The organism is Burkholderia sp. MSMB0856, assembly GCF_001524645.2.
In the GTDB taxonomy this organism is placed as follows: domain Bacteria; phylum Pseudomonadota; class Gammaproteobacteria; order Burkholderiales; family Burkholderiaceae; genus Burkholderia; species Burkholderia diffusa.
On sequence record NZ_CP013427.1, the window covers coordinates 1,441,089 to 1,460,037 of the forward strand.

Genomic DNA, 18,949 nt, shown 5'->3' on the forward strand with positions numbered 1-18,949 from the left:
GAGCGCGCGATGAAGATCAAGCTGATCAATCCGAACACGACGCAGCGGATGACCGATGCGATGGGCCGCTGCGCGCGTGAAATCGCGGCGGCAGGCACCGAGATCGTCGCGGTGAGCCCGCCGATGGGGCCGCCGTCGATCGAAGGCTATTACGACGAGGCGCTCGCGACGCCCGGGCTTCTGGCCGAGATCGCGCAGGGCGAGCGCGACGGCTGCGACGCATATGTGATCGCATGTTTCGGCGACCCGGGCCTTTATGCGGCGCGCGAACTCGCGCGCGGGCCGGTGATCGGGATCGCCGAGGCGGCGATGCATGCGGCGAGCGTGCTCGCGCCGGGCTTCTCGGTCGTCACGACCCTCGCTCGCACCTGCGGGATGGCGTGGCATCTCGCCGAGCGCTACGGGATGAAGCGGTTCTGCCGCAACGTGCGGGCAACCGACGTCGCGGTGCTCGAACTCGACCGGCCCGGTTCGGCCGCGCGGCGGATCATCGTCGACGAATGCCGGCGCGCGCTCGACGAGGACGGCGCCGACGCGATCGTCCTCGGCTGCGCCGGGATGGCCGAATTCGCGCACGAGATCGAGCAGCAGATCGGCGCGCCGGTCGTGGAGGGCGTCACGGCGGCCGTCAAGTGGGCCGAGGCGCTCGTCGCGCTGCGCCTCGCGACCGCGAAGCGCGGCGATTATGCGCGGCCGCTGCCGAAGCGCTACGACGGCGAATTCGCGCGTTTCAGCCCGCCGGAGGACGCGCCCGCGCCCGCGTCGGCCGCCGCCACGGCGCGAAGCGGGAGCGCCGCGTCGGAACCGGTCCCGAATTTGCCGCAACCGCACATACACGCCGTCTGACATGCACTATCTGCGCCGCTGTATGGGCGCGTATGAACGTTTTCGCTACACTGGGCCGTCATCGCATCGGCCCGTGCGGCCGGCCTCCGGCACCCGCGCGGGTCGATGCGAACCCATTACTTCCGCAAGCTTTCGCCGCACTTCGAACCCATGTCACTCGATCCCAACTATCCTCGCGACCTGATCGGCTACGGCCGCCATCCCGTGCAGGCGAACTGGCCCGGGCGTGCCCGCGTCGCCGTGCAATTCGTGCTGAACTACGAGGAGGGCGGCGAGAACTGCGTGCTGCACGGCGACCCGGGCTCCGAGCAGTTCCTGTCCGAAATCGTCGGCGCGGCCGCGTATCCGGACCGCCACATGAGCATGGAATCGATCTACGAATACGGTTCCCGTGCCGGCGTGTGGCGCATCCTGCGCGAATTCGAGAAGCGCGGGCTGCCGCTGACGGTGTTCGGCGTGGGCATGGCGATCGAGCGTCATCCGGAACTCGCGCGCGCATTCGTCGAGCTCGGCCACGAGATCGCGTGCCACGGCTGGCGCTGGATCCACTATCAGAGCATGACGCCCGAGCTCGAGGCCGAGCACATGCGCCTCGGGATGGAAGCGATCGAACGCGTGACGGGCGAGCGTCCGCTCGGCTGGTACACCGGCCGCGATAGCCCGAACACGCACCGTCTCGTCGCGGAATACGGCGGCTTCCTGTACGACTCCGACAACTACGGCGACGACCTGCCGTTCTGGATGGACGTCGAGGTGTCGGGCGGCGGCACGTCGCCGCAGCTGATCGTCCCGTACACGCTCGATACGAACGACATGCGCTTCGCGACGCCGCAGGGCTTCAACACCGGCGACCACTTCTTCGACTACCTGCGCGACGCGTTCGACGTGCTGTACGCGGAGGGCGACGACGCGCCGAAGATGCTGTCGATCGGCATGCACTGCCGTCTGCTCGGCCGGCCGGGGCGTTTCCGCGGGCTGCAGCGTTTCCTCGATCACATCGAGAAGCACGATCGCGTATGGGTGACGCGCCGTGTCGATATCGCGCGTCATTGGCGTGAACATCATCCGTATCAGCCCAATCATCGAAACGAAGGGAAAGCATGAAGGCGATGCGTTACACGTTGGAGCAACTGAACACGATGGCGCCGAGCGCATTCGTCGCGGCGCTGTCGGGGATCTTCGAACATTCGCCGTGGGTGGCCGAGGTCGCTGCGGGCGAGCGGCCGTTCGCGAGCATCGACGCGCTGCACGAGACGATGTCGAACGCGGTGGAGACGGGCGGCGAAGTGCGCCAGCTCGCATTGATCAACGCTCACCCGGAGCTGGCCGGCAAGGCTGCCGTGCGCGGCGAGCTGACGGCCGAGTCGACGCGCGAGCAGAGCGGCGCGGGTCTCGACCAGTGCACGCAGGAAGAGTTCGACAAGCTGCTGACGCTGAACCGCACGTATCGCGAGAAGTTCGGCTTCCCGTTCATCCTCGCGGTGCGCGGCTACGACCGGCACGGCATCATCGCGAACTTCGAGTCGCGCGTGAATCATTCGCGCACCGAGGAACTGCGCGCGAGCCTCGACCAGATCTACCGGATCGCGCGCTTTCGCCTCGACGACCTGATCGACGCCTGACACCTCACGACGGCCTGCTGCGTCGCGGCGGCTGATCGCATCACTGAAACAAGGAAACATCATGGCTGTTCCGCTTCTCGATCCCGACGCTCCCGACTTCACGCGGCGCTACGTGAACCTCGCCGACCCGCGCCTCGGTGCGCAGGCGCTCGAGGCCAGCGACGATTTCTTCGCGCCGAAGGACCGGATGCTGAACCCCGAGCCGGCGGTGTTCATCCCCGGCAAGTACGACGACCACGGCAAGTGGATGGACGGCTGGGAGACGCGCCGCAAGCGCACGACGGGCTATGACTGGTGCATCGTCAAGCTCGCGCGGCCGGGCGTGATCAAGGGCTTCGACATCGACACGAGCCACTTCACCGGCAACTTCCCGCCGGCCGCATCGATCGAGGCGGCATACGTGGCCGACGGCGCACCGACGCATGCGACGGAATGGGTCGAGATCGTGCCGTCGACGACGCTGCAGGGCAACAGCCATCACTACGTCGAAGCGCGCGACGCGCGTGCGTTCACGCATCTGCGCGTAAACATCTATCCGGACGGCGGCATCGCGCGCCTGCGCGTGTATGGTCAGCCGCAGCTCGACTGGGCCGGCGCGAGCGCGACCGACCAGTTCGACCTCGCGGCGATGGAAAACGGCGGCTACGTGGTGGCCGCGAACAACCAGCATTTCGGCGTCGCGTCGAACCTGCTGCTGCCGGGCCGCGGCGTGAATATGGGCGATGGCTGGGAAACCCGCCGCCGCCGCGAACCGGGCAACGACTGGGCGATCATCGCGCTCGCGCAGCCCGGCGTGATTCGCAAGATCGAAGTCGATACCGCGTTCTTCAAGGGCAACTATCCGGACCGCTGCTCGATCCAGGCCGCGTACGTGTCGGGCGGCACCGACAGCTCGCTGATCACGCAGTCGATGTTCTGGCCGGTGCTGCTCGGCGAACAGAAGCTGCAGATGGACAAGCAGCATTACTTCGAGCACGAGATCGCATCGCTGGGCCCGGTGACCCATGTGCGCCTGAACATCATTCCGGACGGCGGCGTGTCGCGCCTGCGTCTGTGGGGGACGCTCGACAAATGAAGACGCTCGCAATCGAACCGCTGACCAAGGACGCGTTCGCGCCGTTCGGCGACGTGATCGAAACGGACGGCGCGAAGCAGATTCCGATCAACCTCGGCACGACGATCCGCTTTCACGATCTCGCGAAGGTCGACGTGACCGACGAAGACGGCCGCACGCTCGTCAATCTGTTCCGCGGCCAGCCGCGCACGCTGCCGTTCGAGGTGAAGATGCTCGAGCGTCATCCGCTCGGCAGCCAGGCGTTCGTGCCGCTGAACGACCAGCCGTATCTCGTCGTCGTCGCGCCGGCGGGCGATCTCGATCCGTCGAAGATCCGCGCGTTCGTGACGAGCGGGTGGCAGGGCGTGAACTACGCGAAGGGCGTGTGGCATCACCCGCTGATCGCGCTCGGCGGCGTCAGCGACTTCATCGTCGTCGATCGCGGCGGCGACGGCCTGAATCTGAACGAGCAGGACCTGCAGGAATCGCTATGGCTCACCGAGGACGCGCTGGATGCACTGACGGCCTGAGCCGCATTTCGGCAGTATCGTTTCATCGAAGAGACCCGCGCGATCTGCGCGGGTTTTTTTATGCTCGCCGCGCGCACAGGCCCATGACGTTGCCGCTACGTCGAAGACGTCGATCGCGTGCTATCGTGCCCGCATCGCCACCGCACGACGCCCGGTTCCCGGGCCGTACCACGATGAGCCAACCTGAAAACGACCTCGCGATCCTGCTGCGCACGATGCAGCCCGAACTGCATCGCGGTGCGTTCGCGTTCGTCGCGCTGCCGGCCGATGCCGACATATCGTTATCCGAAGCGATTGCAACGTTCCGCGAAACGGAAGGCATGACCGTCGTCGTCGACGAGGCAACGGCCGTACGTCGCGGCTGGCCGGTGCTGTTCCGCGCCGCGTGGATCACGCTGACGGTGCATTCGGACCTCGCGGCGGTCGGCCTGACGGCCGCGTTCGCGAGCGCCCTCGGCGCGGCCGGCATCAGCTGCAACGTGATGGCCGCCGCGTATCACGATCACATCTTCGTGCCGTTCGACGACGGCCCGCGCGCGCTCGATGCGCTCGTCGCGCTGCAGCGCGACGCGATGCGGGGCTAGCGGGAGACACGTTCCGCGCGGGCAAAAAAAACGGGCCCGTTTCCGGGCCCGCGAACGGAGAGGACTGCACCGACCAACCAACCAAGCGGCGGCGGGCGCAGGGCGGCTTACTTGACCGCGCCACCCTCGAACCAGGCGGCGAGCTTCACGCGCTCGTCGTCGGTCATGTGCGTGACGTTGCCGATCGGCATCGCCTTCAGGCGCACGGCCTGTTCGTAGATGCGTTGCGCGTTCTTCGACACCTCGTCCGGCGTGTCGAACATCACGCCGGCGGGCGCGCTGCCCATCAGCGTCGGCTTCGACGAGTGGCACTCGACGCAGCGCTGCTGCAGGATCGGCATGATGTCGTTGATCACGATCTTCGGTGCGTTCGCCGCCTGCGCTTCCGGTGCGACCGGCTTCGGCATCGTCCACACCAGTGCGCCCGACAGCAGCGCGACGCCGCCGATCGGCAGGTACCACAGCTGCTTGCCACGGTGACGCATCACGAAGAACTGACGGATCAGCGCGCCGGCCAGCATGATCAGCACGAGCACGACCCAGTTGAACTTGTTCGTGTACGTCATCGCATAGTGGTTCGACAGCATCGCGAACACGACCGGCAGCGTGAAATACGTGTTGTGCACCGAACGCTGCTTGCCGCGCTTGCCGTAGATCGGGTTCGGCTCTTCGCCCTTGAGCATCTTGTCGACCATCTTGCGCTGGCCCGGGATGATCACGAAGAACACGTTCGCCGACATGATCGTCGCGAGCATCGCGCCGACGATCAGGTACGCCGCACGGCCCGAGAAGATGTGGCACGCGAGGTACGCGGCGACGACGACGTAGAGGCCGACGCAGATGCCCAGCACGCGATCGTTGGTGCCGAGGATGCGGCACAGCGAGTCGTAGACGATCCAGCCGGCCGCGAGGAAGCCGAGGGCGGACGCGACGGCGACCACGGGGCCCATGTCGAGTACGCTCTTGTCGATCAGATACGTGTTCGGTGCGAGCAGGTACAGCACGAAGAACAGCGAGAAGCCCGACAGCCAGGTCGTGTACGACGGCCACTTCGACCAGTGCAGGTCATCCGGCATTTCCGGCGGGGCGACCGTGTACTTCTGCATGTTGTAGAAACCGCCGCCGTGGACGTGCCACAGCTCGCCGAACACGCCGCGCTTGCGCTGGTTCGCGTCGGTCGGCGGTTTCAGGCTGTTGTCGAGCGCGACGAAATAGAAGGACTCGCCGATCCACGCAATGGCGACGATGACGTGCAGCCATCGCAGCGCGAGGTTCAGCCAGTCGGTGATGAAGCCTTCCATGAAACTCCTCCAGACTCAGATCGTTGTCTTTGATGCGGGCGCCGATGCGTGTGTCAGCTGCCGCGATAGGTGCTGTACGACCACGGCGACACGAGCAGCGGCACGTGGTAGTGCGATGCGGTGTCGGCGATGCCGAAGCGCAGCACGACGCGGTCGACGAAGCGGGGTTCGGGCACCTTCACGCCGAGCGACGCGAAGTAGTCGCCGGCATGGAACACGAGTTCGTATTCGCCGGCGGCGAGCGCGGCGCCTTCGAGCAGGGGTTCGTCGCAGCGGCCGTCGCTATTGGTCAGCACGGTCTTGATCGCGCGGCGCGATTCGCCGTCCAGCGCGTAGAGGTCCACCTTGATGGCAGCGCCGGGGCGACCGTGTGCCGTATCGAGTACGTGGGTAGTGAGCTTTCCCATTCGCAATTGTCCTTGTGTGAATGCGAGGTTCGGCGGCGACTCGATCCATTGACTGTGCGGCGGATCGAGGCTCCACGTCACGTGGCTACATACCCGTCGGCGAGATTGAAGCGAGCGCCGTGCAGGCATTGTAAAAAGGTTCCCCGCGCAAATACGGGCGCGATATCAAAGATAATGCGCCGCGCATGAACCGCTGTCGACGCCCCGCCGGAAGCGGCCGGCGGCCCGGGATTCCAGCGCCTGGCAGGGGCGTGTGCGGCGTACCATATCGAAACCGTGAAGCGCGGTATTCCGGATCGCGCATTGTGCGTCGCGCGCGCTTGGGCGATGCTCCCGCCGTGCGCGTCGGGCGTCGAGCCCGCGCGTACCCCGAAGACGGCATTCACGCCGGGTAACCGGGCCAGCGCGTTCGAACGGACGCAGGCACCGGGGCGTGCCGCGAATCAGCGTTCGAACGGCCTTGTGACGGTCTCCGGGAGCGGCTCCCGGGGGCAGAACCACGCGGAGAACGCATGAATCTCGAGCAGCACGCCGGCGCACGCGCGCCGCACCCATTCTCATCCCGCCCGACGACCCTGCTGGTCAAGCACGCCGACGTGCTCGTGACCATGGACGACACGCGCCGCGAATTGCGCGACGCGGGCCTCTATATCGAAGACAACCGGATCGTCGCGGTCGGCCCGAGCGCCGAGTTGCCCGATACCGCCGACGAAGTGCTCGACCTGCGCGGCCACCTCGTGATCCCGGGGCTCGTGAACACGCATCACCACATGTACCAGAGCCTCACGCGCGCGGTGCCGGCCGCGCAGAACGCCGAGCTGTTCGGCTGGCTCACGAACCTGTATCGGATCTGGGCGCACCTGACGCCCGAGATGATCGAGGTGTCGACGCTGACCGCGATGGCCGAGCTGCTGCAGTCGGGCTGCACGACGTCGAGCGACCATCTGTACATCTATCCGAACGGCAGCCGGCTCGACGACAGCATCGGCGCCGCGCAGCGAATCGGCATGCGCTTTCACGCGAGCCGCGGCGCGATGAGCGTCGGCCAGCGCGACGGCGGGCTGCCGCCCGATTCGGTCGTCGAGCGCGAGCCCGACATCCTGCGCGACGCGCAGCGCCTGATCGAGACCTATCACGACGAAGGCCGCTACGCGATGCTGCGGGTAGTCGTCGCGCCGTGCTCGCCGTTCTCGGTGAGCCGCGGCCTGATGCGCGACGCGGCCGTTCTGGCACGCGACTACGGCGTGTCGCTGCACACGCACCTGGCCGAGAACGTCAACGACATAGCGTACAGCCGCGAGAAGTTCGGGATGACGCCTGCCGAATACGCGGAAGATCTCGGCTGGGTCGGCCACGACGTATGGCACGCGCACTGCGTGCAGCTCGACGATGCGGGCATCGGCCTGTTCGCGCGCACCGGCACCGGCGTGGCGCACTGTCCATGTTCGAACATGCGGCTCGCGTCGGGTATCGCGCCGGTGAAGAAGATGCGTCTCGCGGGTGTGCCGGTCGGGCTCGGCGTCGACGGTTCCGCGTCGAACGACGGCGCGCAGATGGTCGCGGAAGTGCGGCAGGCGCTGCTGCTGCAGCGGGTCGGTTTCGGGCCCGACGTGATGACCGCGCGCGAGGCGCTCGAGATCGCGACGCTGGGCGGCGCGAAGGTGCTGAACCGCGACGACATCGGCGCGCTGAAGCCCGGCATGGCCGCGGACTTCGCCGCATTCGACCTGCGCCAGCCGCTGTTCGCGGGCGCGCTGCACGATCCGGTCGCGGCGCTCGTGTTCTGCGCGCCGTCGCAGACGGCGTACACGGTGGTGAACGGGAAGGTGGTGGTGCGGGAAGGGCGGCTCGCGACGCTCGACCTGCCGCCGGTCATCGAGCGTCACAACGCGCTGGCGCAGGCACTCGTGGAGGCGTCGCGCTGACGCATCGATGTGAAGGTCGCGCCGCGCGCCGCGGATCGGGCGTGCGGTGGCGGTAGCGGCCGCCACACGCCGCGCATCGCACCGCGACGGCATGGCCGGCGCGTGCGTCGTGCGCGCTTACGCCTCGATCAGCGTGCGGGTTGCTTCAGCGACGAGGCTGCGCAGCCAGCGCACCTCGTCGGAGTAGTGGCAGCGTTCGTGCCACAGCTGGTAATACTGCATCGGCGGAAAGTCGAGCGGCGCCGGCACGACCGACAGCGGCAGGAACTTCGCGTAGTGATCGGCGAACAGGCGCGTCGTCGTGAAGATCAGGTCGGACTTCACCAGCACGTACGGCGCGAGGTTGAAGTACGGCAGCGTGACGACCACGTGACGCTTGAGCCGTTCGCGCGCGAGATGCACGTCGATCGCGCCGCGCTGGCCGACCGAGTACGGCGTCGGCGCGAGATGCGGCGCGTTCAGATACTGGTCGAGCGTGAGCCCGCCGCGCTTCGCGAACGGATGCGTGTTGCTCATCAGGCAGACGATTTCGTCGACGAACAGGTTCGACAGGTGCAGTTGCTCGGGCGGCTCGGGCCAGTTCCCGACGACGATGTCGAGCTTGCCGTCTTCCAGCGCGAGCTCGTAGTCGAATGCGGGGCCGAGCGAGTGGAACTCGAGCGTCGCGTTCGGCGCCGCCTGGCGGAAGCGTTCGACGACGGTCGGCACGAACAGCACGTTCAGGTAGTCGGGGCAGCCGATCCGGTAGCAGCGGATCGACGTGGCCGGGTCGAAATTGTGCTGCTGGAACTTGATGCGCTCGATTTCGCGCAGTGCGTTCTGCACCGGCTCGAGCAGGCGCAATCCGTATTCGGTCGGAACCATGCCGGACTTGCCGCGCACGAGCAGCGGGTCGCCGGTGATGTCGCGCAGGCGCCGCAGTGCGGCGCTGATCGCCGGTTGCGACTGGTTCAGTTTGACGGCCGCGCGCGTGACGCTGCGCTCCATCAACAAGGTATGCAAGACGCGCAAGAGGTACGTGTCGATCGCCTCGCGTTGCTGACTCATGATTTCTCCAGTTTATATGGCTGGGCTGATCGAGGGGTGATGTGGGTATATGGTTTTTAATATGAACGAAAGTCAGCGTCAAGAGATGGATACCCGCAGACGCGCGTCGGCCCGACCTCGCGAAGGGGCTGAAAGGGACGTGATGCGGGTGGGCGCGGCACCGCGCGGATGCGCATTGCACGCATCCGGTGGCAAGGGCACCGCGCGTGACGCGCGTGCGTCAGTCGTCGATGCGCATGCCGACTTTCAGCGTGACCTGCCAGTGGATGACCTGGTCGCCTTCGATGTGGCCGCGCGTTTCGGTGACCTGGAACCAGTGCAGGTTGTGCAGCGTCTTGCCGGCTTTCGAGATCGCGTTGCGGATGGCGTCGTCGCACGATTGCCGCGACGAACCGGTCAGTTCGATCAGCTTGTAGACGTGGTCGCTCATGATGCGCTCCCTGGGATGTCGGTGTGTGCGCCGGCGCAAGCGGCGGGCCCGAGACGGCGCCGTGCGTGTCCGGCTTCTTGAGTGATAGGTATGATGGGCGGCAAGTGCAACCCCAATTGGAGACGAGGAACATCGTGGAAGTCGGATTTTGCGGACCGGGATTGATGGGCGCGCCGATGATTCGGCATTTGCTGGCGGCGGGCCATCGGGTCAGCGTATGGAACCGGACGCGCGCCAAGGCCGAGGCGCTTGAAAAGGATGGTGCGCAGGTGGTCGACACGCCGCGCGAACTGGCCGAGCGTGTCGACACGGTGTTCGTGTGCGTGCTCGACGGCCGCGCGGTCGGCGACGTCGCGTTCGGCGAGCACGGGCTCCTTGCCGGCGATGCGAATGCGCGCCGCCTGAAGCGCATCGTCGATCATTCGAGCATTCCGCCCGCGGCGACGCGCGACTACGCGGCGCGTGCGGCCGCGCTCGGCGTCGGCTGGATCGACGCGCCGGTGTCGGGCGGCGTGCCCGGCGCGCAGGCCGGCACCCTCGCGGTAATGGCGGGCGGCGGCGCGGCCGACCTCGACGCGGTGCGGCCGCTGATCGATACCTACGCGTCGCGCATCACGCACATGGGCGACGCGGGCGCGGGCCAGACCGCGAAACTCTGCAACCAGGCGATCGTCACCGCGACGGTGACCGCGATTGCGGAAGCGGTCGGCCTCGCCCAGGCGAGCGGCATCGACGCTGCGCGTCTGGCCGACGCGCTGGCGGGCGGGTGGGCCGATTCGGTGCTGCTGCAGACCTTCGTGCCGCGCATGACGTCAGGCGGTCATCCGCCGATCGGCGCGCTGAGCACGTTCCAGAAGGACGTCGACGCGATCGCCGACGCCGCGCGCGACACCGGCGCGGTGATGCCCGTGTCGGCCACGGTGCAGCAGGTGCTCCGGCTGGGCGCCGCGCAGGGGCTCGCCGGTGCCGATTTCGCCGCGTTCATCGACATCGTCCGGCCCGACAACGGGCGCGCGACGGCGCGGTGATCGCGCGGCGACGGTGAAGCGGGAAGCCTGAATGGCCGATGGGCCGCCCGGAGGCGGCCCATCGTGTCGGTGTCGGTTCAGCCGAGGGAGCGCGGTGTCGTATCGCCGGCGTTCTGGCGTCCGAGGCCGCCGCGCAGGCTCGCCTTCGTGCCTGCACCAAATTCGGGCAGGATGCGCGCCCGGGCGCGGCTCGCGAACACGAGGAAGCCGAAACCGTTCGCCTCGTACCAGTACCCGCCGTTCTCGAGGCCGTCGAGCGGTTGCTCAAGTGCGTTGGCGATCGATTCGATGCAGCGCTTGCGCAGTTCGGCGATGGCCGGATAGGGCGGCTGAGCGCCGCGCACGCTGCACAGGAGCACGTCGAGGCCGGGCAGCACATGCGCATAGAGGACGGGCTCGTCCTGCGCACGGGCGCGGGCAATCTTGGTGTCGAGCTGCGCGAACGGTTTCGAGTGGCGCAATACCGCGAGGAACGACTCCTGGCCGTCCTGTTGCGCACGTCGACGTTTTTTCGGGAAGGACATAAACACTCGCCTCAAAAACAATTGCAAGAAATGCGGCACTTTCATGCGACCCACTCCCGGCTATGTACGCCGCATGTCGATCCTTTATAGCACACGAAAATGCTGCACTCGTGCGGTACGACGATCAATGTCTCCCGTCGACCCGCTTGCCACGATGATCGACACAGCCAGCGTCTTGGCGCCCGTACTGTCGTTTAGTCTCCATCATAGACCTGCTTTTCCCGCGCGTGCATTCGCGCGTCACAAAAAAGTGAGACAGGCCGCGCACGGCGCGCGCCCATGAAAAAGGCCCGCACTTGGCGGGCCCGGCGGATGCTGCGTTACGCAGTGCTCAGCGTTGCTTGAGCGAATCGCGGATCTCGCGCAGCAGCACGGTGTCTTCCGGCGTCGCAGCCGGCGCGGCTTCTTCAGGCTTGCGCAGCTTGTTGATGAATTTCACCATCAGGAAGATGATGAACGCGAGGATCACGAAATTGATCGCCACGGTGATGAACGAGCCGTAGCCGAATGCGGCGACGCCCGCGGCCTGCAGGTCCTTGAACGAATCGGGATTACCCTTGAACGACGGAGGGATGGTGCCGAGCAGAACGAACTTGTTCGAGAAATCCAGACCGCCCGTCAGCACGCCGATGACCGGCATGATGAGGTCTTTCACGACCGAGTCGACGATCTTCGAGAATGCGCCACCGATGATCACGCCGACGGCGAGATCCATCACATTGCCTTTGACGGCGAACTCCTTGAATTCCTTGATTATGCTCATGAGCGGCTTTCTCCTGGTTGGGCGAGGGGAGGCGTGCCGCGACGCGCAGGGCTGCGAAGCGTCTGGCGGGTCGGAGGGGGATCGGAGGCACGCCGATGGCCGCATGATAGCGAACGTGCCCCATTGCCGGTAGCCCATCTTGAAATGATTAACAAATCACGGACGGGGCCGGCGCGAGCGGAAATGAAAGGAATCGCGGTGTGACGGGGCGGGCGCGGCGCGATGCGTCGACGCCCGCGTGTGCACGGCTCAGGTGTTGTCGTCGGTCCAGCCGTCGTCGTTGCTGCCGAGATCGACGCCGCCACCGCCGTTGCCGTCGCTCCAGTTCGAGCTGTCGCCGCGGCCGAAGTCGAAGCCCGGATCGTTGTTCTCCTGGCGCCGGCGCTGGTCGTCGACGATCACGTCGCGTTCGACCACGCGTTCGCGGCCGCCGGACATCGCCTCGCCGAGCAGCACGCCCGTCAGCAGCCCGCCCATTCCGCCGCCGAAACCACCGCCTTGCTGGACCACGACGGGCGGCTGCTGTTGCGGATACGGCTGCTGCGGGTACGGTTGCTGCTGATATGGCTGGCCTTGCGTGCCGGTCATGCGATCGGCTTCCTGCGCATACACGGAGCCGCCGCCGTTCGCGGGCGCCGCAGGCTGCGCGCTCGGATCGGGGCGGCCCTCGACGCGCGCCTTCACGCTCGCATGGCGCTGTTCGAGTTCGTCGATGCGATACGGCGGCACCGGGTTCTTGCCGTTCGACAGCGTCTCGACGAGCGTGCGTGCATCGGTCTCGATGCCTTCGAGTTCGCCGGTGAGCGCGGCGGCGCCCGGCGCCGTCGACAGCTTCGCGTCGAGTTTCAGCGGACGGATGTCGTTCAGCACGTCGGTCGCGCGCTTCAATTGCGTGCGGCGTTCGTCGTCGGCGCGACTGTTGTCGGCGGAGCGCGCGCGTCGCAACGTCCAGCGCAGCACCAACGCGATGATCGCGACGATCAGCCCGAGGCCGATCCACATGCCGGTCGACGGACCGTGTTTCGCGACCGGCGCGGCGGGCGCGAGCGACGATTGCAACGAACCGGCCTGGGTGGCCGACGGTGCGTTGCCGCCGGTGCGCGCGGCGTCGGCGCGAATGCGCGATTCGGTCTGCGCGAAACGCGACGCGTCGGTGAAGCGCAGTTGCGGATCGAGCGACTTCGCCCGCTGCAATTGCGCGAGCGCGTCGGACGCGCGGCCTTCGCGGTCCAGCACCTGGGCGTACAGGTAGCGCGCATGCGCATTGTTCGGATGCGCGTCGATGACTTGCGACAGTTGCGTGTCGGCTTGCTGCCAGTTGCGCTGCGCGATCGATTGCTCGACCTGCTGCAGCGACGGGACCGCAAACGCGGCGGACGACAGCAGCATCAGCGAAAGGCCGAGAGCGGCGAGAGATTTCTTCATGGTCGAACCGGGCGCGAGCGCCCGTCTCCTGACGATCGGTGCGCGCCGCGGGCCCGGCGGGCCGCGGCGCGGTTGCCGTTACTGCGCGGGCGTGTCGAGTTGCTTCTTCAGCGCGGCGAGGCGGTCCTCGACCGACGGGCCCTTGTTCAGCGCGGCGAGCTTGTCGTCGAGCGCCTTGCCGCTCGACGTGTCGGCCGAATTCAGGCGGGCGTCCGAGCGCGCGTTCTGCAGCGCGACCTTGTCCTCGAGCTTCTGGAAGTCCTCGGACAGGTTCTTGCCGCCGATGCCGCCCAGCGCGCTGGCCGCGACGTCCTTCGCCTGCGCGATTTCCTGCTTGGCCTGCAGGATGTTCGAGCGCGCGTTCAGGTCGTTGCGGCGCTGACGCATGTCGGCGATCTGCCCCTTCAGCTTGTCGACCGACGGCTCGAGCGTCGTCAGTTCGGCCGCGAGCGCATCGCGCTCGGCTTCCGCGTTCGACTGCGCGGCGAGCGCCTCGCGTGCGAGCGCTTCGTCGCCGGCCTGCAGCGCGCGCTTCGCGCCGTCTTCGTACTTCTTCACCTTGTCGTCGGCCGCATCGCGCTTGCTGCGCTGGGTCGCGACTTGTGCCTCGATCTCGATCAGCGAATTCTCGGCACGGCCGATGCTGTCGTCGAGCTCCCGCACGATCTGCCGTGCGTCGCGCGACGGATCCTGTACCGAGTCGGCCGCATCGTTCAGCAGGCCTTTGATCGTGCGCGAAACAGAGTCGAAAAGCGACATGAAATCCTCCGTGGTTGAAAGGTGCCGCGTCGGCGGCAATGCCCGTCGCGAATCGGTTCCGACCCGCGTGAGCTGGCGGATATTACACCGCCGGCCCCTTAAATACGGCTTAAGTGCCGGAGTTCAAGCGCGGCGTGTGCGGACTTCCACCTTTCGCATCTGAAAGAAACGGCGCGGCGCGCACCGGGTTGCGAGTCCATGATAGGCGGAGCATGGCGCCAATACGTTCCGCAATTCACGCTTGTGCGGGAATTTTTACAAAAAATCGCGAAGCCGATCGGTCGATTTCATTAAAATGCGCTGTCACGTCGCGGGAACGGATCGCCGCGCGGCGGGGTCTGTCGACGTGACAGTTGCCACGATGCACCCACTCTGATTCATCCGCTTGCATTTTCCGCATGCGTCCGAGGGCGCCACGCCGCCCGCCATTCCGACATGCCAATTATCAAACGACCGTCTTCTTCTTCCGATCGGAACGAACCTCACTACACGTTGCGCCGTTCGCCGTCGGGAGCCTATTACCCCGATGACGACGACCGCGGCGACGACCGGCGCGCGCAGCGTCGCGGCGGCGGGGGCGGCGATCGCCGTTCGTTCGGCTCGCGCGTCGCGCTGTGGTTCGTCGGCCTGTTCGCGACGCTCGCGATCGTCGGTGCGCTGATCGTCGGCTACGCACTCGTCGTGATGGCGCCGCAGCTGCCGTCGCTCGATGCGCTGACCAACTACCAGCCGAAGGTGCCGCTGCGAGTGTTCACCGCCGATCACGTGCTGATCGGCGAGTTCGGCGAGGAGCGCCGCAGCCTCGTGCGCTTCCAGGACATTCCCGACGTGATGAAGAAGGCGGTGCTCGCGATCGAGGACTACCGCTTCTACGAGCACGGCGGCGTGGACTTCCTCGGCATCCTGCGCGCGGGCGTCGCCGACCTGATGCACGGCGGCGCGCGCCAGGGCGCGAGCACGATCACGATGCAGGTCGCGCGCAACTTCTTCCTGTCGAGCGAGAAGACGTATACGCGCAAGATCTACGAGATGCTGCTCGCGTACAAGATCGAAAAGGCCCTGACGAAGGACCAGATCCTCGAGCTGTACATGAACCAGATCTACCTGGGCCAGCGCTCGTACGGTTTCGCGGCCGCCGCGCGCGTGTATTTCGGCAAGGACCTGAAGGACATCACGCTCGCGGAAGCGGCGATGCTCGCGGGGCTGCCGAAGGCGCCGTCCGCGTATAACCCGGTCGTCAATCCGAAGCGCGCGAAGGTGCGTCAGGAGTACATCCTGAAGCGCATGCTCGAGATCGGCTACATCACGCAGCCGCAGTACGACCAGGCGGTGAAGGAAGAGATCCACGTGCGCACGCCGGGCAACCAGTACGCGGTGCACGGCGAATACGTCGCCGAGATGGTGCGGCAGATGATGTACCAGCAATACAAGGACGAAACCTATACGCGCGGGCTGACCGTCACGACGACGATCAACTCGGCCGACCAGGAAGCGGCGTACCAGGCCGTGCGTCGCGGCATTCTCGACTACGAGCGCCGCCACGGCTATCGCGGGCCGGAAGGCTCGATCAACCTGCCGGCGGCCGGCGACGATCGCGACGAGGCGATCGACGACGCGCTGGCCGATCACCCGGACAACGGCGACCTGCAGTCGGCGGTGGTGCTGGCCGCGTCGCCGAATGCGGTTGAGGTGCAGTTCGTCGGCGGCGCGACGACGACGATCGGCCCGGGCGGGCTGCGCTTCGTGTCGGCCGCGCTGAGCCCGCGCGCGAACGCGACGCTGCGGATTAAGCCGGGCTCGATCGTGCGGGTGCTGAAGGACGGCAAGACGGGCTGGCAGGTCGTGCAGCTGCCGCAGGTCGAAGGCGCGCTCGTCGCGATCGCGCCGCAGGACGGTGCGATCCGCTCGCTCGTCGGCGGCTTCGACTTCAACAAGAGCAAGTTCAACCACGTGACGCAGGCGTGGCGCCAGCCGGGTTCGTCGTTCAAGCCGTTCATCTATTCGGCATCGCTCGACAAGGGCCTTGGACCGGCGACGATCATCAACGATGCGCCGTTGTACTTCCCGCCGAGCGTGCCGGGCGGCACCGCGTGGGAGCCGAAGGACGATGATCAGCCCGACGGCCCGATGTCGATGCGCACGGGCCTGCAGCGTTCAAAGAACCTGGTCTCGATCCGGATCCTCGCGTCGATCGGCACGCAGTACGCGCAGGAGTACGTGACGCAGCGCTTCGGCTTCGATCCGGCGAAGACGCCGCCGTACCTGCCGATGGCGCTGGGTGCCGGCCTCGTGACGCCGCTGCAGCTCGCGACCGGCTACGCGGTGTTCGCGAACGGCGGCTACAAGGTCGATCCGTACCTGATCGCCGAAGTCGACGACGCGCGCGGCCAGCCGCTGCAGAAGTCGCAGCCGGTGATCGCCGGCGGCACCGCGCCGCGCACGATCGAAGGCCGCAACGCATACGTGATGAACAGCCTGCTGCACACGGTCGCGACGGCCGGCACGGGCGCGGGCACCAACGCGCTCGGCCGAAGCGACCTGCAGGGCAAGACGGGTACGACGAACGATGCGAAGGACGGCTGGTTCGCCGGCTATCAGCAGTCGCTCGTCGCCGTCGCCTGGATGGGCTTCGACCAGCCGAAGAGCCTCGGCAGCCGCGAATTCGGCGCGCAGCTCGCGCTGCCGATCTGGGTGAACTACATGCGCACCGCGCTGAACGGCGTGCCCGAGCAGCAGATGCCGATGCCGGACGGGCTGACCTCGATCGACGGCGAGCTTTACTACGCTGATCGCACACCGGGCAACGGCTTCGTCGCGAGCGTGGACATCAACCCGGCCGCGAACGCGATCAGCGCGAACGACGCGCTCGGCTCGGCCGGCTCGGAGGGGCTCGCACCGCCGCCCGTCACGCAGCAGGAGAAGCAGCAGATCATGGACATGTTCCAGAACAAGTAAGCGATACGCGGATGTTTCGCATGCGACGGGCGCCTTCGGGCGCCCGTTTTCTTTTGCGTGTCGCCGTGCGCCGGCGATGAAGACGAATCAGAACGACGCGCAGGCCGGCACGAGCGTGATGCCGACGGACTCCTGCCGGAAGCGCTCGCGGTACGCTTGCCGGATCTCGGCAAGCCGCGCGTGCGTGTTGGCCGTATCGTCGGCGACGATGCGGACCACGAAACTCGCTTCGCGGATGATCCGGCCGGTGGCGCGGTCGCGCCATTGGCCGCGGGTGTCCCAGTAGGTGAAGCCGTCCGGAAAGCGCGGCGTGACGACGTCGGCGAGGAACGCCGCGCGTTCCGCATCGGTGACGGGGCCGCGTCCGGCGATATCGCGCCCGAACAGCAGGTCGGCCTGCAGCATCCGGTGCGCGTCCGGCGGCTGCACGCAGGCCGCGGGCGTGTCGACGACGGGCGAGGGCGGCGCCGCGCAACCGGCGAGCAGCGCGATGGCGGCGATGCCGATCGCGTGGTGCGCGCGACGTCGCCACGTCGCGGGACGGGCGTTCGAAGGCGGCATCTGCCTATTTCGCGTCCGGCGTGCTTCGCGCGCGTAAAACGCTGCGCGCTCAACCACTTGCGTGCATGTCCGGCGGGTTATCAACAGGGCTGTCAACATAAACTGGGGATAACCCGGGGTGCCGTGCACGGCGTCAGTGCTGCAGTTTCGCGTGCGCGAGATGCATGCCGAGCGTCGCGGGGTCGGTGTTCGTGCCCGACAGCAGCACGCCGACCCGCTTGCCCTGCAGCGTTTCGCGCAGCGGGCCGAGCAGCGCCGCGAGCGCGGCCGCGCACGCCGGTTCGACCGCCAGCTTCAGGTGAGAAAACAGGAACAGCATCGCCGCGCGCAGCGCGTCGTCGGACACCGTGACGATGCGGTCGACGTGGCGCCGGCACAGCTGGTAGCTGTATTCCTCGGTGTGCGGCGCCATCAGCGAGTCGGCGATGGTCTGCATCGCACTCATCTTGATCGTGTGATTCGCCGCGAAGCTGCGGCTCATCGCGTCGGCGCCTTCCGGTTCGACGCCATACACGTGCACGCGCGGATTCGCGAGCCGCAGCGCGGTCGCCATGCCGGCCGCGAGCCCGCCGCCGCCGATCGGCACGATCACCGCGTCGAGATCGGGCGTCTGCGTCGCCCATTCGTAGCCGAGCGTCGCGGTGCCGAGAATCGTGTGATAGCCGTTGAACGGATGGATGAAGAAGCGGCCTTCCTCGGCCTCGATCCGCCGCACGAGGTCGAATGCCTGCGACGCGCTGCCGGCGAGCACGACTTCCGCGCGGTACTGCTTGCACTGCGCGATGCGCGCCGGGCTCGCGGTATGGAACATCACGACCTTCGCGCTGCTGCCGAGCCGCATCGCCGCGTACGCGACGGCTGCCGCGTGATTGCCGGCCGACACGCACGTGACGCCGGCGTTCTTGCGCGCTTCGTCGAGGGCCAGGAGGTGCGTGAACGCACCACGCACCTTGAAGCTGCCGCTCACCTGCAGCAGCTCGAACTTGAAGTTGACGTGCGTGCCCTCGAGGGACGGCAGGTCGGCGCGCTCGAACACGGGCGTGCGCGCGACCCACGGCGACAACGCGAAATGCTGCGCGGCGATTTCGTCGAGCGTCGGAATCGGCTCGCCGTCGATCGTCGTATGGGCGGTGCCCTGTTGTTCAGTCGACATGACGTGGCGGATGGCGGGGTGGGCCGGCCCGCGCA

Annotated in this window: 19 protein-coding genes; 9 read left to right on the top strand and 10 right to left on the bottom strand. The window is 67.1% G+C overall.

All coding sequences use genetic code 11. The features are described 5' to 3' along the window. Positions 1–9: 9 nt before the first annotated feature. The 6 genes from WS87_RS07870 to WS87_RS07895 all read left to right on the top strand — a co-directional run bounded on the left by WS87_RS07870 (position 10) and on the right by WS87_RS07895 (position 4,636). Complete coding sequence (locus WS87_RS07870; RefSeq protein WP_059817695.1) at positions 10–846, top strand: aspartate/glutamate racemase family protein; 837 nt, start codon at positions 10–12, stop codon at positions 844–846. 150 nt (positions 847–996) lie between these two features. Then, a complete protein-coding gene (puuE, locus tag WS87_RS07875; RefSeq protein ID WP_059529581.1) occupies positions 997–1,950 on the top strand; it encodes an allantoinase PuuE in 954 nt (317 codons plus the stop codon). Then, entirely contained in the window at positions 1,947–2,468 is a 522-nt protein-coding gene (uraD, locus tag WS87_RS07880; protein WP_059599954.1) for a 2-oxo-4-hydroxy-4-carboxy-5-ureidoimidazoline decarboxylase, read from the top strand. Before puuE ends, uraD begins: the two co-directional genes overlap by 4 nt. A gap of 61 nt (positions 2,469–2,529) precedes the next feature. Continuing rightward, complete coding sequence (alc, locus tag WS87_RS07885; protein ID WP_059817694.1) at positions 2,530–3,543, top strand: allantoicase; 1,014 nt, start codon at positions 2,530–2,532, stop codon at positions 3,541–3,543. Beyond that, a complete protein-coding gene (locus WS87_RS07890; RefSeq protein WP_059529590.1) occupies positions 3,540–4,052 on the top strand; it encodes an ureidoglycolate lyase in 513 nt (170 codons plus the stop codon). Before alc ends, WS87_RS07890 begins: the two co-directional genes overlap by 4 nt. 173 nt (positions 4,053–4,225) lie before the next feature. Further along, a complete protein-coding gene (locus WS87_RS07895; protein ID WP_059817692.1) occupies positions 4,226–4,636 on the top strand; it encodes an ACT domain-containing protein in 411 nt (136 codons plus the stop codon). 107 nt (positions 4,637–4,743) lie between these two features. Here WS87_RS07895 and WS87_RS07900 read toward each other — a convergent pair whose 3' ends face one another. Together WS87_RS07900 and uraH are read right to left on the bottom strand one after the other, a co-directional pair. Further along, positions 4,744–5,937, bottom strand: coding sequence for a urate hydroxylase PuuD (locus tag WS87_RS07900; RefSeq protein WP_059698607.1), 1,194 nt, complete (start codon positions 5,935–5,937; stop codon positions 4,744–4,746). 53 nt (positions 5,938–5,990) lie between these two features. Next, on the bottom strand, positions 5,991–6,344 hold the full coding sequence (gene uraH, locus WS87_RS07905; protein ID WP_011657188.1) for a hydroxyisourate hydrolase: 354 nt from the start codon (positions 6,342–6,344) through the stop codon (positions 5,991–5,993). A 512-nt stretch (positions 6,345–6,856) separates the two neighbouring features. Between uraH and WS87_RS07915 the strand changes: the two genes are divergently transcribed. Next, a complete protein-coding gene (locus tag WS87_RS07915) occupies positions 6,857–8,269 on the top strand; it encodes an 8-oxoguanine deaminase (protein WP_059817690.1) in 1,413 nt (470 codons plus the stop codon). A 117-nt stretch (positions 8,270–8,386) separates the two neighbouring features. Here WS87_RS07915 and WS87_RS07920 read toward each other — a convergent pair whose 3' ends face one another. Together WS87_RS07920 and WS87_RS07925 are read right to left on the bottom strand one after the other, a co-directional pair. Then, entirely contained in the window at positions 8,387–9,316 is a 930-nt protein-coding gene (locus WS87_RS07920) for a LysR substrate-binding domain-containing protein (RefSeq protein WP_006762467.1), read from the bottom strand. A gap of 220 nt (positions 9,317–9,536) precedes the next feature. Next, entirely contained in the window at positions 9,537–9,746 is a 210-nt protein-coding gene (locus WS87_RS07925) for a dodecin (protein ID WP_006755984.1), read from the bottom strand. A gap of 134 nt (positions 9,747–9,880) precedes the next feature. Between WS87_RS07925 and WS87_RS07930 the strand changes: the two genes are divergently transcribed. Next, positions 9,881–10,774: an NAD(P)-dependent oxidoreductase gene (locus WS87_RS07930; RefSeq protein ID WP_059817688.1), complete on the top strand. Its 894-nt coding sequence runs from the start codon at positions 9,881–9,883 to the stop codon at positions 10,772–10,774. Between the two features lie 77 nt (positions 10,775–10,851). Here the strand turns inward: WS87_RS07930 and WS87_RS07935 are convergent, their stop codons facing one another. From WS87_RS07935 to WS87_RS07950, 4 genes are all read right to left on the bottom strand, one after another. Continuing rightward, a complete protein-coding gene (locus WS87_RS07935) occupies positions 10,852–11,298 on the bottom strand; it encodes a hypothetical protein (RefSeq protein ID WP_027784713.1) in 447 nt (148 codons plus the stop codon). A gap of 331 nt (positions 11,299–11,629) precedes the next feature. Beyond that, positions 11,630–12,061, bottom strand: coding sequence for a large conductance mechanosensitive channel protein MscL (mscL, locus tag WS87_RS07940; RefSeq protein ID WP_034207569.1), 432 nt, complete (start codon positions 12,059–12,061; stop codon positions 11,630–11,632). A 249-nt stretch (positions 12,062–12,310) separates the two neighbouring features. Continuing rightward, entirely contained in the window at positions 12,311–13,486 is a 1,176-nt protein-coding gene (locus WS87_RS07945; protein ID WP_059817686.1) for a tetratricopeptide repeat protein, read from the bottom strand. Positions 13,487–13,564: 78 nt separating this feature from the next. Continuing rightward, positions 13,565–14,245 carry a PspA/IM30 family protein gene (locus tag WS87_RS07950; RefSeq protein ID WP_044843730.1) on the bottom strand — a complete coding sequence of 227 codons (681 nt, stop codon included), beginning with the start codon at positions 14,243–14,245 and terminating at the stop codon, positions 13,565–13,567. Between the two features lie 435 nt (positions 14,246–14,680). Here WS87_RS07950 and WS87_RS07955 point away from each other — a divergent pair, with 435 nt between their 5' ends. Beyond that, a complete protein-coding gene (locus WS87_RS07955; RefSeq protein WP_059817684.1) occupies positions 14,681–17,200 on the top strand; it encodes a penicillin-binding protein 1A in 2,520 nt (839 codons plus the stop codon). A gap of 87 nt (positions 17,201–17,287) precedes the next feature. Here WS87_RS07955 and WS87_RS07960 read toward each other — a convergent pair whose 3' ends face one another. Both WS87_RS07960 and WS87_RS07965 read right to left on the bottom strand, forming a co-directional pair. After that, positions 17,288–17,761 carry a DUF3574 domain-containing protein gene (locus WS87_RS07960; RefSeq protein ID WP_059817682.1) on the bottom strand — a complete coding sequence of 158 codons (474 nt, stop codon included), beginning with the start codon at positions 17,759–17,761 and terminating at the stop codon, positions 17,288–17,290. Positions 17,762–17,894: 133 nt separating this feature from the next. Beyond that, positions 17,895–18,914, bottom strand: coding sequence for a threonine/serine dehydratase (locus WS87_RS07965; protein WP_059817680.1), 1,020 nt, complete (start codon positions 18,912–18,914; stop codon positions 17,895–17,897). Positions 18,915–18,949 lie beyond the last annotated feature (35 nt).

Bases quoted from the DNA above. Each gene is read 5' to 3' on its own strand.
- WS87_RS07945 (WP_059817686.1), bottom strand. From the start codon at position 13,486: ATGAAGAAATCTCTCGCCGCTCTCGGCCTTTCGCTGATGCTGCTGTCG.
- WS87_RS07965 (WP_059817680.1), bottom strand. From the start codon at position 18,914: ATGTCGACTGAACAACAGGGCACCGCCCATACGACGATCGACGGCGAG.
- WS87_RS07950 (WP_044843730.1), bottom strand. From the start codon at position 14,245: ATGTCGCTTTTCGACTCTGTTTCGCGCACGATCAAAGGCCTGCTGAAC.
- mscL (WP_034207569.1), bottom strand. From the start codon at position 12,061: ATGAGCATAATCAAGGAATTCAAGGAGTTCGCCGTCAAAGGCAATGTG.
- WS87_RS07935 (WP_027784713.1), bottom strand. From the start codon at position 11,298: ATGTCCTTCCCGAAAAAACGTCGACGTGCGCAACAGGACGGCCAGGAG.
- WS87_RS07890 (WP_059529590.1), top strand. From the start codon at position 3,540: ATGAAGACGCTCGCAATCGAACCGCTGACCAAGGACGCGTTCGCGCCG.
- WS87_RS07895 (WP_059817692.1), top strand. From the start codon at position 4,226: ATGAGCCAACCTGAAAACGACCTCGCGATCCTGCTGCGCACGATGCAG.
- WS87_RS07925 (WP_006755984.1), bottom strand. From the start codon at position 9,746: ATGAGCGACCACGTCTACAAGCTGATCGAACTGACCGGTTCGTCGCGG.
- WS87_RS07960 (WP_059817682.1), bottom strand. From the start codon at position 17,761: ATGCCGCCTTCGAACGCCCGTCCCGCGACGTGGCGACGTCGCGCGCAC.
- uraH (WP_011657188.1), bottom strand. From the start codon at position 6,344: ATGGGAAAGCTCACTACCCACGTACTCGATACGGCACACGGTCGCCCC.
- WS87_RS07955 (WP_059817684.1), top strand. From the start codon at position 14,681: ATGCCAATTATCAAACGACCGTCTTCTTCTTCCGATCGGAACGAACCT.
- WS87_RS07870 (WP_059817695.1), top strand. From the start codon at position 10: ATGAAGATCAAGCTGATCAATCCGAACACGACGCAGCGGATGACCGAT.
- puuE (WP_059529581.1), top strand. From the start codon at position 997: ATGTCACTCGATCCCAACTATCCTCGCGACCTGATCGGCTACGGCCGC.
- WS87_RS07900 (WP_059698607.1), bottom strand. From the start codon at position 5,937: ATGGAAGGCTTCATCACCGACTGGCTGAACCTCGCGCTGCGATGGCTG.
- WS87_RS07920 (WP_006762467.1), bottom strand. From the start codon at position 9,316: ATGAGTCAGCAACGCGAGGCGATCGACACGTACCTCTTGCGCGTCTTG.
- alc (WP_059817694.1), top strand. From the start codon at position 2,530: ATGGCTGTTCCGCTTCTCGATCCCGACGCTCCCGACTTCACGCGGCGC.
- WS87_RS07915 (WP_059817690.1), top strand. From the start codon at position 6,857: ATGAATCTCGAGCAGCACGCCGGCGCACGCGCGCCGCACCCATTCTCA.
- uraD (WP_059599954.1), top strand. From the start codon at position 1,947: ATGAAGGCGATGCGTTACACGTTGGAGCAACTGAACACGATGGCGCCG.